Annotated in this window: 16 protein-coding genes; 8 read left to right on the forward strand and 8 right to left on the reverse strand. The window is 44.4% G+C overall.

Annotated elements, in window-relative coordinates; translation table 11 throughout:
- Window positions 1–135 precede the first annotated feature (135 nt).
- Window positions 136–1,212 carry a low specificity L-threonine aldolase gene (locus AB4167_RS15105; protein ID WP_004730223.1) on the forward strand — a complete coding sequence of 359 codons (1,077 nt, stop codon included), beginning with the start codon at window positions 136–138 and terminating at the stop codon, window positions 1,210–1,212.
- A gap of 142 nt (window positions 1,213–1,354) precedes the next feature.
- Here the strand turns inward: AB4167_RS15105 and AB4167_RS15110 are convergent, their stop codons facing one another.
- On the reverse strand, window positions 1,355–1,480 hold the full coding sequence (locus tag AB4167_RS15110) for a hypothetical protein (RefSeq protein ID WP_017060906.1): 126 nt from the start codon (window positions 1,478–1,480) through the stop codon (window positions 1,355–1,357).
- Between the two features lie 256 nt (window positions 1,481–1,736).
- Between AB4167_RS15110 and AB4167_RS15115 the strand changes: the two genes are divergently transcribed.
- Window positions 1,737–2,171 (forward strand): YccF domain-containing protein, encoded by a 435-nt coding sequence (locus tag AB4167_RS15115; protein WP_004730224.1) that lies wholly within the window; start codon window positions 1,737–1,739, stop codon window positions 2,169–2,171.
- Between the two features lie 161 nt (window positions 2,172–2,332).
- On the opposite strand, the gene AB4167_RS15120 is transcribed toward AB4167_RS15115, so the two are convergent.
- The 3 genes from AB4167_RS15120 to AB4167_RS15130 all read right to left on the reverse strand — a co-directional run bounded on the left by AB4167_RS15120 (window position 2,333) and on the right by AB4167_RS15130 (window position 5,026).
- Window positions 2,333–3,256, reverse strand: a complete 924-nt coding sequence (locus AB4167_RS15120; RefSeq protein ID WP_372136714.1) for a hypothetical protein — start codon at window positions 3,254–3,256, stop codon at window positions 2,333–2,335.
- Between the two features lie 208 nt (window positions 3,257–3,464).
- A complete protein-coding gene (yiaY, locus tag AB4167_RS15125) occupies window positions 3,465–4,613 on the reverse strand; it encodes an L-threonine dehydrogenase (RefSeq protein ID WP_004730228.1) in 1,149 nt (382 codons plus the stop codon).
- A gap of 260 nt (window positions 4,614–4,873) precedes the next feature.
- Window positions 4,874–5,026, reverse strand: coding sequence for a hypothetical protein (locus tag AB4167_RS15130; protein WP_197275650.1), 153 nt, complete (start codon window positions 5,024–5,026; stop codon window positions 4,874–4,876).
- A 226-nt stretch (window positions 5,027–5,252) separates the two neighbouring features.
- On the opposite strand from AB4167_RS15130, the gene yjjG reads away from it, so the two are divergent.
- Together yjjG and yddG are read left to right on the forward strand one after the other, a co-directional pair.
- A complete protein-coding gene (gene yjjG, locus AB4167_RS15135; RefSeq protein ID WP_004730231.1) occupies window positions 5,253–5,927 on the forward strand; it encodes a pyrimidine 5'-nucleotidase in 675 nt (224 codons plus the stop codon).
- A 178-nt stretch (window positions 5,928–6,105) separates the two neighbouring features.
- Window positions 6,106–7,035 carry an aromatic amino acid DMT transporter YddG gene (gene yddG, locus AB4167_RS15140; RefSeq protein ID WP_048608759.1) on the forward strand — a complete coding sequence of 310 codons (930 nt, stop codon included), beginning with the start codon at window positions 6,106–6,108 and terminating at the stop codon, window positions 7,033–7,035.
- A 40-nt stretch (window positions 7,036–7,075) separates the two neighbouring features.
- Here the strand turns inward: yddG and AB4167_RS15145 are convergent, their stop codons facing one another.
- Complete coding sequence (locus AB4167_RS15145; protein WP_048616887.1) at window positions 7,076–7,972, reverse strand: cation diffusion facilitator family transporter; 897 nt, start codon at window positions 7,970–7,972, stop codon at window positions 7,076–7,078.
- 288 nt (window positions 7,973–8,260) lie between these two features.
- On the opposite strand from AB4167_RS15145, the gene AB4167_RS15150 reads away from it, so the two are divergent.
- Complete coding sequence (locus AB4167_RS15150) at window positions 8,261–8,611, forward strand: hypothetical protein (protein ID WP_048616886.1); 351 nt, start codon at window positions 8,261–8,263, stop codon at window positions 8,609–8,611.
- Between the two features lie 57 nt (window positions 8,612–8,668).
- On the opposite strand, the gene AB4167_RS15155 is transcribed toward AB4167_RS15150, so the two are convergent.
- On the reverse strand, window positions 8,669–9,547 hold the full coding sequence (locus AB4167_RS15155) for a LysR family transcriptional regulator (RefSeq protein ID WP_102393565.1): 879 nt from the start codon (window positions 9,545–9,547) through the stop codon (window positions 8,669–8,671).
- 161 nt (window positions 9,548–9,708) lie between these two features.
- On the opposite strand from AB4167_RS15155, the gene AB4167_RS15160 reads away from it, so the two are divergent.
- The 3 genes from AB4167_RS15160 (at window position 9,709) to AB4167_RS15170 (ending at window position 13,146) form a co-directional block, all read left to right on the forward strand.
- Window positions 9,709–10,308, forward strand: coding sequence for a class I SAM-dependent methyltransferase (locus AB4167_RS15160; protein ID WP_048608752.1), 600 nt, complete (start codon window positions 9,709–9,711; stop codon window positions 10,306–10,308).
- Window positions 10,309–10,622: 314 nt separating this feature from the next.
- Window positions 10,623–12,188, forward strand: coding sequence for a YjjI family glycine radical enzyme (locus tag AB4167_RS15165; RefSeq protein ID WP_372136715.1), 1,566 nt, complete (start codon window positions 10,623–10,625; stop codon window positions 12,186–12,188).
- A 43-nt stretch (window positions 12,189–12,231) separates the two neighbouring features.
- Window positions 12,232–13,146, forward strand: coding sequence for a YjjW family glycine radical enzyme activase (locus tag AB4167_RS15170; RefSeq protein ID WP_136982150.1), 915 nt, complete (start codon window positions 12,232–12,234; stop codon window positions 13,144–13,146).
- A 75-nt stretch (window positions 13,147–13,221) separates the two neighbouring features.
- On the opposite strand, the gene AB4167_RS15175 is transcribed toward AB4167_RS15170, so the two are convergent.
- Together AB4167_RS15175 and AB4167_RS15180 are read right to left on the reverse strand one after the other, a co-directional pair.
- Entirely contained in the window at window positions 13,222–14,133 is a 912-nt protein-coding gene (locus tag AB4167_RS15175) for a LysR family transcriptional regulator (protein WP_136982149.1), read from the reverse strand.
- Window positions 14,134–14,208: 75 nt separating this feature from the next.
- Window positions 14,209–15,471: a hydroxymethylglutaryl-CoA reductase gene (locus AB4167_RS15180; RefSeq protein ID WP_029235254.1), complete on the reverse strand. Its 1,263-nt coding sequence runs from the start codon at window positions 15,469–15,471 to the stop codon at window positions 14,209–14,211.
- Window positions 15,472–15,524 lie beyond the last annotated feature (53 nt).

Consider the following 15,524-nt stretch of genomic DNA (forward strand, 5'->3'; position numbering starts at 1 on the left):
GTTCATGACACGCTTACGTAAAACTAATTATTCACGAATAGTAAAAGCGAATATGGGCATTTTATGTCACCGTTGGTGGGTAACGTAAATAATCCAATAACCCTACATAGAACGATAATGAATAAAGGAAAAACTATGAGCATGGACTTGCGTCAACAATGTGATTTGTTGCTTTCCGGTCACCTAGAACCGACTCCAGCACAAACATTCGCTCAGATGGCTGAATGGTGTGAGGCACATAATGTGAGCCATGATAGCTACGGCGATGGTGAGTTTATCGAGAGCTTCGAAAACAAAGTCGCGGAACTGCTAGGTTATGAAGCGGCTGTATTTGTGATTACTGGCACCATGAATCAACCAACAGCATTAGAAATTGCGTGCCAAGAGAAAAGAAACCCAGTAGTGGCGATGCATGAATCGAGTCATATTATGCGTCATGAACGCCAAGGGTATCAGCTCCAAAACCGCTTCAACGTACTTCCAGTCGGCAACGTATTTCGTACTTGGAATGTTGATGACTTAAAGGCGTGGCCTGATGAGATTGCAGCCGCTCTATATGAATTACCCATGCGTGAAATTGGCGGCCAATTACCAGAATGGGATGAGCTTGAAGCGATCAAGCAGTACTGCAAAGAACAATCAATTCACCTTCATATGGATGGTGCGCGTTTGTGGGAATGCGGCGCGTATTACCAAAAACCATACAGCGAAATTGCTAAGGGTTTTGATAGTGCCTATGTTTCGCTTTATAAGGGGCTGAACGGCCTCGGTGGTTCATTGTTACTGGGTGATAAAGCCTTTGTGGCGAAAGCATCTGCGTGGATGAAGCGTCAAGGCGGCAATGTTTATCACCGAACGCCTTATGTGGTTTCAGCGGCAATGCAGTTTGATGAGCGATTAGAGTTGATGCCATCACTGTTTGAGCGAACAAAACAGATCTACCAAATCTTACTCGATTATCCTCAGTTCACGGTTAACCCGCAGCAACCGCAGGTCAACATGCTTCACCTATATTTACCTGTGAGCTATGAAGACGGCATTATTGTGAGAGATAACATCGCGAAGAAACACAAGATTTGGATAGGAAACCCAGCGATCAGTGAGTTGCCAAACCAATGTAAGATTGAATGGTATGTAGGGGATAACTTATTAAACTTGCCTGACCATGAGCTGATAGACATTCTAGATTTTATTAGCGAAGAGCTGATTTGATTAACGAAGAGTTGATTTGATCACGGAAGAGTTGAGTTGATTACAGAAGAGCTGACTGAAGAAGAACTGATCTAATTGGAACTGAAATGGATACAGGAAAGGGTTCTTATATCCATTTATATAACTAGGATGTCCGGCTCTGTTACATATACTGGTTGATGTACACGTCGACTAAGAACATGAACACTGGGACTGTGCTGAGAAGTCCGAAGAAGACGATTGGCACCCAGTTTTTCATTTTCTTTTTAGGTTGCTCAGTGTTGTTCATAAATTCGGCCTTCAATTAGTTGTTGTAGCTATTGTAGCTGTTTAGCTTTGTGGTACTAAAAATCTAAGAGCATGGTATCAAATAAAATCGATGAGCCCTATACGGATTTGGCGTTTCGTGGCGTGTATCAATCACATAAAGTGTAAGTGATTCATAAACGGTTCATAAAGGTTCAACAATAATGAACCTATTAGAACAAGTATTGCCATACTCGGCATATGAAATAAACAGTATTACAAGATTTGGAGAATACAGAATGAAAACAATAGGAAACATCATTTGGTTTCTGTTCGGTGGCGTATTTATGGGACTAGCTTGGTGGTTCTTCGGACTGCTCGCATTCCTTACCATCGTTGGTATTCCATGGGGTAGAGCGTGTTTTGTTATGGGTAACTTCTCATTCTTCCCATTTGGTCAGGAAGCGATTTCGCGTGACGAGCTGACCAATGAAATGGACATCGGTACGAGCCCGCTAGGCGTGATTGGTAACGTGATTTGGTTCTTATTTGCGGGTATCTGGCTAGCAATCGGTCACATCATGTCAGCTGTGGCGTGTTTCATTACCATCATCGGTATTCCGTTCGCGATTCAACACCTTAAGCTCGCGGTTATCTCGCTGGCGCCAATCGGTAAGACGGTTGTCGATAAACGTGAAGCAGAAGCGGCGCGAGTAAGAAATTACAAAGGTTAAGATTGCAGTTTAAGCTTTGATCGAACTGAAAAGCACATCGTATGATGTGCTTTTTTTGTGCCTCTGTTCTTATCTCTCGATGCTTATATCTCAAAAACTAACTAGGCGTTGTTGAGCTAGATACTGTTGAACTATATGTTGTTGAACTAGACATTATAGAGCTACACATTATTGAACAGGACTTCAAGCCGAAGGGTGATGTTGGCTTCTTCCGTATGTTTCTCATGGGGTTCTCGCTCCCATTGATAGCGAGGGATGAGTTCGTAGAACAGCCACTCTTTCCATACGTTTTGTCGGTAGGTAACCGAAACCTGAGCGTATTCGTAATGGTTATGAGGCTCATCCGTTGCATTAATTGTAGCGCTATATTGAAGTGCTTGGTCTTGGGCAAGGTAGTGATACAAGGTTAATCCCGTACCATAGTTCCAACCTTTGAGATCGTCGTTGTACCCTGCAAAGCTTGACCATCGAGCCAAGAAATCATCACTTAAAGAAAGATCAAAATCGACGTCAGTGATCTCGCCAGTTTCTTGTTTTTCTTGATATACCTGCTGGGTAAGTCTGAATACCACATCGGTTGTGAGAGGGTAGGTAAAACGATAGCGAGCTTCAATACGCGGTCGTAATGTCGCCTTAATATTGAAGCTGCTATAACCTTTGGCATAAGCGTCGTAACGCAGGCCTAACGCACTGTCCAATTCATCTGAATCATTCGGGAAAAAATCCAAGAACTCTTCATCGCTGACAGATTCGTAGATCAACTTTAGGCGTTTACTCACAAAGGGAAGATGCAGACGCGCCTTGAGTTTTGTTGAGTAGTCGACCTCGCCACCTTCCGAGTAAATAAAATCGTTATACCAACGGACGGACGTGCCAGCTCTGGCATCTTCGGTAATGCGGTCATCAACAAAAAAACTGTCAAACCACAGAGCGGGTTGGCAAAATTTACTGTTCAGGAAATGGTAAGCTTTTTCGACAGGGGCGTCTTCTAACGGCTGACTGTGGCACTCATTTTGCTCCTCTGCTTGAGCGGAGTAAGCAAGAAGTGATGCTAATAATGAGGTGCTAGCTATCTTACGACTCAATGGAACCTGTTTGTCATTCTATATATCAATAGTTTAACTATAACTAAGCGATTGCAACAATGCGACTTTTTAGTGATTAGTGATTAGTGATTAGTGATTAGCGGCTAGTGGAGAAGGAAAAGATTTGAAAGGCATCGGACAGAAAAAAGAAAACGGGCTCAGAGGTGAGCCCGTTTGTGTTAGCTATAAGAAGTGACTTGTATCTAGATTACATTGCCGCTTCGAAGATTGCTGAGATCTCTTCGTGTGTCGCTTGTTTAGGGTTAGTGAAACCACAAGCATCTTTCAGTGCATTGTCAGACAGCGTTGGGATATCTTCTAGTTTCGCACCAAGTTGCGCGATACCTGTTGGGATGTTCACGTCGTTTGCAAGTTGAACAATCGCGTTGATTGCTGCTTCTGCGCCTTGCTCTGCTGTCATACCTTCAACATTCACACCCATTGCTTTTGCCACATCACGCAGACGCTCAGGACAAACTTGTGCGTTGTAGCGTTGAACGTGGGGAAGCAAGATAGCGTTACATACACCGTGAGGAAGGTCGTAGAAACCGCCCAGTTGGTGCGCCATTGCGTGAACGTAACCTAGTGAAGCGTTGTTGAAAGCCATACCCGCCATAAACTGCGCGTAAGCCATTTGCTCACGAGCTTCAATGTCTTCGCCGTGCGCTACCGCTGTTCTTAGGTGTGCTTGCACAAGCTCGATTGCTTTAATTGCTACAGCGTCTGTAATTGGCGTTGCTGCGATAGAAACATAAGCTTCGATTGCGTGCGTTAACGCGTCCATGCCTGTTGCAGCAGTTAGTGATGCAGGTTTAGCAAGCATCAACTCAGGATCGTTTACTGAGATTAGTGGTGTTGTGTGCTTATCCACAATAGCCATCTTGATGTGGCGAGCTTCATCAGTAATGATGCAGAAGCGCGTCATTTCAGATGCAGTACCAGCCGTGGTGTTAATAGCAATCAGTGGCATCATTGGCTTTTCAGATTGGTCTACGCCTTCGTAATCAGCAATCTTGCCGCCGTTAGAAGCAACCAGAGCGATACCTTTTGCACAGTCATGTGGAGAACCGCCACCTAGAGAAACAACAAAATCACAATTGTTGTCAGTCAGCAATTCAAGGCCATCATTCACGTTAGTAATGGTTGGGTTTGGTTGAGTACCGTCGAATATAACTGCGTCTACGCCACGCTGGCTAAGAAGATCTTGTACCTGCTTAACTACGCCAATTTGATTCAGGATCTTATCAGTAACGATCAGACCTTTTTTGAATCCTTGAGACTGAATGCTATCAGCAGCATCTTTCAAACAGCCAGTACCCATGAAGTTGATTGTAGGGATGTAAAATGCAGTAGACATTGGAAAACTCCGTTAATTATGATTTTTAATTTCCTACATGTTGTCGGCATTCAAGTGGTTGACCATTGATCTGGAACAACTTTGATTCCGAACTACCACTTTGTGGCTAGTCGTTGTGATAAGGCTCATATAGCAATCGTTTTCATGGTTTTTGGCTGTGTTCTTTGTCAGTAGTGATTAGCGATAAATTGGCTCCACCAAGAGCAGAATGATGCTCTATAACAATGAAAATTAAGGTTTTTCATTGAAAGCTGTTTTGGTTAGGCTGGTGTCGACGTTTTATCTGAGTCATCACTGCATTCCATTTGAGAATCTTGCGACTCTTCAGAATCAAGGGTGTCTTCTGGCTCCTCATCATAGTATTTGACAAGAAAAGGGGTGAGCATGACAGATGACGGTAAAAAGTGCTTCATAATACCTCCCGGTACAGTACGTGTGTTTCTTGTATGGTATTGGTTTAATATGTGGCAAAATTTGCGATACATCATGACTTGCGACTTGTTTTCTATAAATTATTAGATTTATATACAGGCTCACAAATTTGAGGGTAAAGTGATGCTTCGCCGTTTTAGGCCGCGATAAGAACAACGAAAAAAACAGTGTAGGCAGTGCTAAACAGCGCGAATAATAGGAAATAAAATGAAGTACGATTGGATATTCTTTGATGCAGACGAAACCTTGTTCCATTTTGATGCTTATCAGGGAATGAAGCTGATGTTTTCTCGTTTTGGTGTGGACTTCAGCGAACAGGATTATTCTGCTTATCAAAAGGTTAACTTACCACTTTGGGTCGATTACCAAGATGGTCGCATTACCGCCGACCAACTGAAACACACACGCTTTGAAAGCTGGGCTGAGAAACTAGAGACAACAACGGCTGCTTTAAACAGTGCATTTTTAACGGCGATGGCGGACATCTGTTCTTTATTACCGGGTGCACAAGAGTTGGTGGAGTCTTTAAAAGGCAAAGTGAACATGGGCATCATCACTAACGGTTTTACAGAGCTGCAGTCAATCCGATTAGAGCGCACAGGAATGACGGACTACTTTGATCACGTGATCATTTCTGAAGAGGTTGGGGTAGCCAAGCCGGATGCCGAGATTTTTGAGTATGCGCATAAGCTGGTTGGATTGCCATCGAAGCAAAGAATATTGATGGTCGGGGATAACCCACATTCCGATATTCTAGGTGGGTTAGACTTTGGCATCGAAACGTGTTGGTTAAACAGTCAAGAAAAGGCAACGCCAGCAGGCATCAATCCTCACTATCAAGTGAAGTCTCTGGCTGACTTGCAAGCTCTACTGCTGGCGTAGTCAATAGTTAACAACTGACCGCCACTAGCGAATACACAATCACAATCGGTTGATTTCGTTAATCGACCAATGCTTTGTAAATAAATTGTTGATGGCCGAGTACGAAAATGTACTCGGCCAATTATTTTGAACTTGGTTTAACCATAGAGTGACCACCAAAACAGATAAAGGAAAAGGCGTGCTGAAATCTCATCGTTATAGCTGCTACGGTATTATCGCCATTTTACTATGGAGCTGCTTGATTGCTCTGTCTCGTAGTGTCTCAGAACAGCTAGGTCCAATTGGTGGCGCGGCCAGCCTTTATACGGTGAGTTCGCTATTGTTGGTTTGTGTTATGGGGTTACCTAAGCTTTCACGCTTTTCTAAGTCTTACTTGCTGATTGGCGGCGCCTTGTTCGTTTGTTATGAGATCTTCTTGGCTCTGGCATTGGGAATGGCGAACAGCCGACATCAAGCGATAGAGATGGCGGTAATCAACTATCTATGGCCAGCACTGACGGTGTTATTTGCGGTGCTGCTGAGCGACAAGAAGATTAACTGGCTGGTTTATCCAAGTATCTTCTTGGCATTCTTTGGTGTGGCTTGGAGCATCAGCGGTGACCAAGGTCTCTCTGTCGACCAAATTGCTGCCAACATTGCGACCAACCCTAAAACCTATTCTATGGCGTTTTTTGGTGCGATTATTTGGGCTGTTTACTGCAACTACACCCAGCGTGTCGCGAAAGGGCAGAATGCGATTGTGCTTTTCTTTATCGCTACAGCGATCACTTTGTGGATCAAATACGCATTGAGTGATGAAACCGGCATGGTGATGACAACCAGTGCGGCGATTGATTTAGCATTAGCTGGCGCTTGCATGGGGGCAGGCTACGCACTTTGGAACACGGCGATTCTTGGTGGCAACATGGTGTTTTTGGCAACCATGTCGTACTTTACGCCAATCTTCGCGACGCTGCTTTCCTCGGTGATTTTGGGTTTGTCATTGACCATGACGTTTTGGCAAGGCGTATGTATGGTAACTGTTGGTTCACTGGCTTGCTGGTGGGTAACAAGAGAAAAGCCGACGGCAAAGGCGTCGGCTTCTAAAAAGGTTCAATCTCAGTCTTAATTTGCGCTTATGTACCCAGCGTCATTTACTAGGTGAAAGCTTAGCTCGCGACATTGAGGTTCAATTGAAGCTCATATGGCATCTTCGATAGGCGTCGCTTAAGTTGGCGGCGCGTACGTTCAATATCATCGACCGCAATCGCTTGTTGGTCGTTGGTATGAATATCAACATTGATTCGTAATTCTGGACCAACCTTAGTCACACCCATTAGCTCCAAATCTTGCTCCGCTTCTTTGTCTACCGCGACAACGTTCTTATCGACCGCATCACAAATATCTTTGTTTGCCGACATCATAAGCAGTTCGCGCATTGCTTCACGTAACATGTCGAAAGGTACTTTGATGAAGTAGAAAGACATTAGTAACATCATCATCGGGTCTGCATACACTGCGTAAGCCGCAAGAGGTGAAAAAGTAATTAACCAAGCGGCTACGAAACCCGCTGTTACCGCTACACTCAGCAGCGTATCCATCTGCCACTGTTTAGACTCAGCCTGAATCAGACCTGAAGAAATACGTTTACTCTTATTCGCGATGTACCACCAAGCGTAACCACAACCCAGTACGTTGAAAATACCAAACAGAGTTGCGATAGAAGCATCAACTTCACGACCACCCGTCATTAGGGCACCAATCGCAGAGTAAAGTGAATAACCAACCACAAGCAGAATCACAACGGCTTTAATCGCAATCACAATCGGCTCGATGATAGCTCGACCGAACGGGAACTCTCTATCTGAAGGGCGGTTAATGTATTTTGAAGCAGCTAGTGACAATAAAGTTAACAGTAAGCTGATAAGAGAATAGACACCGTCAAATACTATGACCAGAGAGCCGACGAGAAGACCCAACACCAATCCGCCAATTGCGAAGCCTGATGCTAAAAGGGCTGAGAACAATAGAACTCGATTTTCGTTTTGGCTTTTCCTGTCACACATAATATTTTCCAGATGTTTTTGATAACTTCATTGTTCTAATATTGAGCTAACTTTACAAACTTTATCTGATGACGTTTATATGTATTATTTAAGTAAAATGTATAAATTCATTAAATTCAGTGGCTTAAGTTAAATTTAAGGTGTCAATAAAGTTGACGTTGAGTGTTTTTTTGGGATGGTGTGCAACTGAAATAGGATCGTTTATGATTAATAAAATACATTAGTCGCTAAGGTTTTATTGGTCTTCTAGATTGAACTGCGACTGTGATGGACAAGGAGTGAATCAATATGAAGTTTGACGATATCAGTGATAACGAGTTGTGGGCGATTGCTAACCCGATCATGGATAATCTGATGGATGGTTCAACTAAGGTTGATCATGAGCAGCACTGTCGAGACTTTACTCAAAGAATGAAAGACATTGTTACGCCGGAATATTTAGAGAAGGTGTGTCACCATTATCAGCATAGTAATGGCTTTTTTGCTGAGCGTGAGCCAGTTGCGCTGTTTAGACGTTCAGACTCCATCGCTTTTGTGTGGAAACAAGCTTACACCATCGCCAAAGGTGAGTTTGTCGCCGAAATGGTATTGGTTGAAGAAGACGGACGCTACTTAGTGGATCACGTGATGGTCTTTTAGGAGTAGTGCTGTTTGTGGTTTTTCCCTTTGTTATCGACGATAAGCAATAAACGCGAGCTAGAAATCAAACAAATAATCACTAAGCTGGTCGGCTAACCAATTCATTCCTGGGTGCTCTGCCATGCCAGCTGCGGTAAACATACAGTAATCTTCTTGCGTTAAACCGTAGGTGTGTTTGATCACTGCAAGCTCTTGTTCACGCAGTAAATGGCGAATCAATGGCTCTGGCATTACGCCCCACGCCTCTTCACGTAAAATCGTATCCAACATAAAGTCGAAGCTAGAGAAGCCAATGTAACGACGCGAGAAGGGCTCAAGCTCAGGATTATCCTTTTCATTAAGATAAACCATGGTCGCTTGCATCGAATTTCTCAGTACCTCATCAGACACTCGTCGCATCGCACTTAAATCATGGCCTTTCTTACATACAGACATCATTCGAATTTTACCAAGCGGATTGTAGATAATTCTTGGGTCATCGACACGTTCGTAATCGACACCAAATGCGAAGTCGACTTGCTGAGTTTCAACTAGGTTAGCTAAGTCACCGCTCGACGCGAGAACGAAGTTGAATGAGGTAGAAGGGTATTTGTTGTTTAATGCGTGAGATAAGTCCTGCCACATTTCATCGGGTAGGGAGTCATCTCGTGCTATCCAAATCTCCGCGTTGAATTCACCCGAAACATGCAAGCAGGTTTGTTTAATACGCGCGGCTGTCACCAACATGCCTTCGCAATCTTTGTAAATCGCTTTACCCGCTTCTGAAAGCTCAACGTGGTTTCCGCTGCGGACGAACAGCCCGACATCTAACTCTTTTTCCAAGGCTTTAATCGACATGCTGAGTTTGGTTCGGTTGCATTCTAACTGGCGTGCAGCTTCAGAAACTGATCCTAAATCAGCAACGGAACAAAAGGCTTGGACTTGAGAAAGGTTCATTTCATTTCCATATTGAGCGGGGGTCGGTGCATATTATCTGAATATTGTGCTGACTATCTTAGAAATAGTCCATCTTTGCATGATAACTCTATGACGAATTGACTAATTTGGTTTACTCTGGGGAAGTTCCGAACCTACAAGAAGTAAAGATGGAGGCCATGATGGCGAAACAATGGGACGAATACGCCGTTGATTGGGATAAAGATCCCGCGACCGCAGTATTCGCACAGTCCGTATTTGACCAGTTAACACAGCTCGTTGATTTAAACGGAACCCGTGTCCTTGATTTTGGTTGTGGTACAGGACTACTCAGCCAGAAAATATCTCCTTTCGCAAAAGAGATCATCGCACTTGATATCTCTGAAGGGATGATTGAAGAGTTAGATAAGAAAGAGTTACCTAACGTTGAACCGGTAGTTGACATTTTATCTCGCGGACTTGCAGCGCAGCATCCAGCATTCAGAAACCAGTTTGACCTAGTGGTAGCCTCTTCGGTATGTGGTTTTATCCCGAACCTACAAGACACAGTCAGTCTGATTTACACGCTGCTTGAAAACGACGGCACGTTTGTACACTGGGATTGGTACTTGGAAAGCGACAGTGAAGACTACGGTGTAAGCCAACAGCGCTCAGAAAACGTATTGAGTGCAGCGGGTTTTGCAGTCGTTGAAGTCTCCACACCGTTCTCGATTGACACTCCACAAGGAGAGTTAAAGGTATTGATGGGTGTTGGACGTAAACAAGCGCTTCCAGATCTGTAATCGTGTGTATGCCTTGAGCTAGCATTCAGAATGCTCATTTAAACTACTAAACCCACATTAACGACTTTAACGTCAGTTATGTGGGTTTTCTCTTTTTGGCGCTATCGTTTTAAACACAACGACTTAGCGCTTTCTCATTTCTTCACTATTAACTCTGGTTTCTCTATTTCCCATCTCGCTCATAGAAAACTCAACACCCCTAATTTACAAATCACTTATTTCCATTTTGGAAATATAGTCTTGCATACATTTCATTAGTGGAAATATAGCGGTGAGATATAAAATAAGCCCATAATAACACTAAGGGTTTAATCATGAGCCACCAATCTGCGCCATCTACTTCTTCACCACTTTCAGAGCAACAACAACGCTTTAGCAATATCATTTCAGATGCCAACCTGTCACCAAAACAGAAGTCGAGCTATCTTGCCTTAGAAGCTGAAGCCAGCCTGCCGTATATGCCGGTAAGCAAAGAAGTAGAGCAAGCCTTACAACAAGGTGTGTTGTGTGACATGTTTGAAGGACACGCCCCATTTAAGCCGCGCTATGTACTTCCAGATTATTCTAAATACTTACATCAAGGCTCAGAGTATTTAGAGCTTAGCGCGGCAACCAACTTCGATGAAGCATTGAACATGCTTACCATCCTTTACCACCATGTTCCTTCTGTCACTTCAATCCCGGTGTACCTAGGTCAGTTGGATGATGTGTTGATGCCTTTCGTGAGCGACTTAACGGAAGAGCAGGTATACCAAAAGATTAAGCTGTTCTGGATCATGTTGGATCGCACACTGCCAGACGCGTTTATGCATGTGAATATCGGCCCGACAGACAACATTATCTGCCGTACGATCTTACGTGTAGACGCTGAATTGAAGCAGATCGCGCCAAACTTAACCTTTATGTACGACCCAGCCGTGACCCCTGATGATCTACTTCGTCATGCGGCGAGCAACATCTGCGAATGCAGTAAACCACATATTGCAAACTATCCAGCGCATGCCGAGGCTTACGGCGACAAGCGTTTTGGTATTGTGAGCTGCTACAACTCTCTGCCTTTAGCGGGTGGTTCAAACACCTTGGTGCGTATGAACCTTAAGCAAGTGGCGTTGAAGTCTGAGGACAGTGCTGATTTCTTACAACAAGTATTGCCGAACTACAGTGGCATCATGGTTGAGTTGATGAACGCTCGTAGCCGCTTCTTGCATGAAGAGTCTAACTTCTTCGAAGGCTTCTTAACCAAAGAAGGTTTGATCGAAGAAGATCGCTTTGCGCCAATGTTCGGTATTTACGGCATGGCGGAAGCAGTCAACATCTTGATGGAGAAAGAAGGCCAATCAGGGCGTTATGGTCACGATGAACAGGCTAATCAGCTTGGTCATCGTATCTCTGAAAAACTGGCTGAGATCGTTGAACGCTCTGAAGTGAAATATGGATTAGAAGGTAAAGCTCTGCTGCATGCTCAAGGCGGTATTAGCTTAGATGAAGATGTGACGCCGGGTGTCCGTATTCCTTATGGTACCGAACCGGATCCAGTCTCTTACGTTCGTGCAACCGCGGGTCACCATAAGTTCTACACCTCGGGCATCAGTGATATTCTGACCATCGACGAAACAGTGAAATCTAACCCTGAAGCGATGTTCAACTTGTGTAAAGGTGCGATTCAAGCGGGTTACCGTGAGTTTACGGCTAACGTGGCTTCAAACGATTTGGTTCGTGTGACGGGTTACATGATCAAGCTGTCTGATATTGCCAAATATGACGAACAAGGCTCACGCACCAATACCACCTTCTTAGGTGCTGAATCTGCGAAGAACACGGGCATATTAGAGCGTAAACCACGCGTGGCGAGTTTAGAGATGTCGCCGACATACGAATAGCTTTAACGTGTGTTGTGTGTTTCGAATACGAACAATGTGAATTATGAAAATTTCTGATCTAACAACTCAAATGGCTAGGGTTAAAAATAATAAGACAGAAAAACAAGCGAAGGTCAGCCGTGTGCTGACCTTTTCTTGTGTTGATGGCCCGGGAAACCGCTTGGTGCTGTTTCTTCAGGGCTGCAACTTTGACTGTATTACCTGTCACAACCCACACACAATCAATCACTGTAACCATTGTGGTGACTGCATTAGCGGCTGTCCGAGCAGTGCTCTGAGTCTTATTGATGGCAAAGTGAAGTGGGATCCCGCAGCTTGCACCAACTGCGATCAGTGCATTGATATCTGCGATCATAAGTCGAGCCCGAAAATTACCACAATGACGGTCTCAGAGGTGCTTGAACTCGTCAGGCATAATCAGTTTTTCTTGAGTGGTATTACCGTTTCTGGCGGTGAAGCGACCATGCAGTTGCCGTTTATCATCGAACTGTTTCAAGCGATTAAAAGTGATCCACAGTTAGCGCATCTCACGTGCTTTATTGATAGTAATGGTTCGCTGTCACTGCAAGGGTGGGACAAGGTGTTGCCTTATCTTGATGGCGCGATGATTGACCTAAAATCATGGCAATCGGAAACACATCAATGGTTAGTGGGTAGAGGTAATCATAGGGTGTTTGAAACCATTAACTACTTAGCAGATAAAGGAAAACTGCACGAAGTTAGGTTGCTGCATATCCCAAATAAAAGCGATCTTGAAGACGAAATTGAACAGGTAGGGCGTTACTTGAAGACTCTACCAAGTGATGTTCGAATTCGACTGAATGCGTTTCAACATCATGGTGTCATTGGCGAAGCGTTAGATTGGCCGAAATGTACCGAACAACAGATGCAGAGCTTTCACGATAAGCTCTACACCATAGTCCAAAGACCGATGCAAACTCCTGAAGTTTATACTTAGTCTTTAAGTTTCTCAGGCGGTCAATCAGGCTTCTAAGAACGTTAAGTTTCTAAAGATATTAAGTCTCTAAAAATATTAAGCATCTAAAAACAGGTCACACAACCATTTGATCGCTTGATCATTCATGTTGGGTTTGTTCCACACCAAGCTATACGCCACCTTACCGTAATCAAAAGGCAAGGGCTTGCTCACTAAGCCCTGAGCTTGTTTAGCATGTTCAGCCCACTGTTTAGAGCAAGTGAAAAGGAAAGGGGTGTGATGACACAACACAGCCGCAGCACCGAAGTCCGCGACCGATATTGCCATCTCTCTTGGTTGGTGGCATTGAACCAAGTTTTGTTCAAAGTAAGGCTGAGACAGTTCGTTATCTAAAATCCCAATGTGCTTGTAATCTAAGTAGCCTTCTACCGTCAGTTCTTGCTGAGCGAGAGGGTGGTGTGCGCCCATCAAACAAACCATCTCATCTGGAAGAATTGTTTCCCAAACCAGCTCTTTGTTATCGGTCGGCGGCTGAGATATATCATGAGGCAACAAGATCAAATTGACCTTGCCACTGAGCAAAGCATCGAAGCCAAGTTGTTGTTTCGAATAGATGTTGAGCTTCGCGTTTGGTGCGAGTTCAGTGGTGATTTTACTTATCTTAGAGGCAAATACTTCGAAGGTACTTTCACGCATCGAAAGTGAAAAACTGCCTTGGTACTCTTGAGGGGTAAAACTCTTCTGATGAAGCAGTCCGTTCATGCTGGAAAGAATTGCATGAACGGTGGGCGCTATCTTCAGAGCAAAGGGAGTCGGGATAAGCTTGGTACCATCTCGATAGAAAAGCTCATCATTCAGAATGTCACGCAGCTGAGATAGGGTTTTGCTTACACTCGAAGGGCTGACACAGAGTTGCTCTGAGGTCTGAGTGACGCTGTGGGTGTTCAGCATAATATGCAGCGCAGTGAGGTGCTTAAGGCTCACCCTAGATAAGTGTAAGTAATCCATTTATGACTCACGCATTCAGATTGGCTTGTGATTTTGCATGAACGACAAAACCGAACAAGCCAAATTGGATAAAGGTTATTTACGAGCTAGTTTATGGTGAGCTCGTGAAAAGTGGCCTGCACAAAATGCGCCCACAATCGATAGCTCACCGGCCAAACACAGTGCAGCACAAACTTCAGCTAGGGCTTGTGATTTACCGTTGCCATGCAGCCCAAGTAAATCTAAACAGGCTTTTTGACTTGGCAAGCCGGTACCACCGCCGACAGTCCCCACCATTAAGTTAGGCAGTGTCACGCTAGCGTATAAACCGCCTTCTTTGTTGAGTTCCATACGCGTCATACCAATCGCTGACTCAGCGACACAGGCCGCGTCTTGGCCACAAGCGATATAAAGTGCCGCCAGCGCATTCGCATAATGGGCATTGATACCGATAGTACCACTCAAAGCGCCACCGACTGTGGTCATTTGACCAAACTGGACCATCTTCTCAGGCGTCGTGTGTAGGTACTTCGCGACAAGCTCAGCAGGGATATTAACCTCAGCAGTTACTTTTTTACCACGAACGCTGCGCAAGGTTTGGGTATTGGCTTTCTTATCGCCTGACAAGTTACCATCAAGGAAAGCGTGGTCAGGCTTAACTGGCGTATTTTCAATAATGTACTCAAACACGGCATTGGTTGCGATGGTCACCATATTCTGACCAGAAGCGTCTCCGGTTAGAAATTCGAACACCAAGTAAACATGGTTACCTTCGATGTTGATATTAATGTCGGTCAGCTTGCCGTGTGATGTTGTTGATTCTGCCAAGATCTTGAACTGGTCATACTGAGTCACAGCCCAAGCCACAAACTGTCCGGCTTCAACTAATCCTTGAAATGCAAAGCCAGGAGTACGTGTTACGCCTTCATTGAGCAACATAGCACTTGCGCCACCACAAGCCGTAATCAGCTTAGAACCACGGTTATAAGACGCGACAAGCGCAGCTTCTGTGGTCGCGAGTGGTACGAGGTAATCGCCCGTAGCAAATAGGCCATTGACTCTTAAAGGGCCAGATATTCCCACAGGGACTTTAACGGTGCCAATAAAGTGCTCAATGTTTTTCTCATAAGCTTGGAACTGACTTTGTGTATGAGGGTCGAGCAGTTCTTGCTGTGAATCTGCATTATCGAGCGCTGTCCAGCGACGTGTGAGATTCTTTTCTGTCAGGTAGGGGCTAGGTGTCAGCTTATTTACTGGCTTTTCAAAATGAGGCTGAAGCTTTTTTTCTAATTCGTCTGCGGAGATGTCGCCTCCTAAAATAGAAACATAGTCACGGCGATGCAGATTTAGTTTTGGCATAAATAGTATGAAGTAAAGTTTGTGCAGCAAATTGGTTTGCGCTGATTCTACCG

Origin of the sequence: Vibrio sp. 10N.286.49.E11, from assembly GCF_041469505.1 — a bacterium.
GTDB classification, from domain to species: Bacteria; Pseudomonadota; Gammaproteobacteria; order Enterobacterales; family Vibrionaceae; genus Vibrio; species Vibrio crassostreae_C.

Bases quoted from the DNA above. Each gene is read 5' to 3' on its own strand.
- AB4167_RS15155 (WP_102393565.1), bottom strand. From the start codon at position 9,547: ATGAACCTTTCTCAAGTCCAAGCCTTTTGTTCCGTTGCTGATTTAGGA.
- yjjG (WP_004730231.1), top strand. From the start codon at position 5,253: ATGAAGTACGATTGGATATTCTTTGATGCAGACGAAACCTTGTTCCAT.
- AB4167_RS15150 (WP_048616886.1), top strand. From the start codon at position 8,261: ATGAAGTTTGACGATATCAGTGATAACGAGTTGTGGGCGATTGCTAAC.
- AB4167_RS15160 (WP_048608752.1), top strand. From the start codon at position 9,709: ATGGCGAAACAATGGGACGAATACGCCGTTGATTGGGATAAAGATCCC.
- AB4167_RS15110 (WP_017060906.1), bottom strand. From the start codon at position 1,480: ATGAACAACACTGAGCAACCTAAAAAGAAAATGAAAAACTGGGTGCCA.
- AB4167_RS15170 (WP_136982150.1), top strand. From the start codon at position 12,232: ATGAAAATTTCTGATCTAACAACTCAAATGGCTAGGGTTAAAAATAAT.
- AB4167_RS15180 (WP_029235254.1), bottom strand. From the start codon at position 15,471: ATGCCAAAACTAAATCTGCATCGCCGTGACTATGTTTCTATTTTAGGA.
- AB4167_RS15145 (WP_048616887.1), bottom strand. From the start codon at position 7,972: ATGTGTGACAGGAAAAGCCAAAACGAAAATCGAGTTCTATTGTTCTCA.
- AB4167_RS15130 (WP_197275650.1), bottom strand. From the start codon at position 5,026: ATGAAGCACTTTTTACCGTCATCTGTCATGCTCACCCCTTTTCTTGTC.
- yiaY (WP_004730228.1), bottom strand. From the start codon at position 4,613: ATGTCTACTGCATTTTACATCCCTACAATCAACTTCATGGGTACTGGC.
- AB4167_RS15165 (WP_372136715.1), top strand. From the start codon at position 10,623: ATGAGCCACCAATCTGCGCCATCTACTTCTTCACCACTTTCAGAGCAA.
- AB4167_RS15105 (WP_004730223.1), top strand. From the start codon at position 136: ATGAGCATGGACTTGCGTCAACAATGTGATTTGTTGCTTTCCGGTCAC.
- AB4167_RS15115 (WP_004730224.1), top strand. From the start codon at position 1,737: ATGAAAACAATAGGAAACATCATTTGGTTTCTGTTCGGTGGCGTATTT.
- AB4167_RS15175 (WP_136982149.1), bottom strand. From the start codon at position 14,133: ATGGATTACTTACACTTATCTAGGGTGAGCCTTAAGCACCTCACTGCG.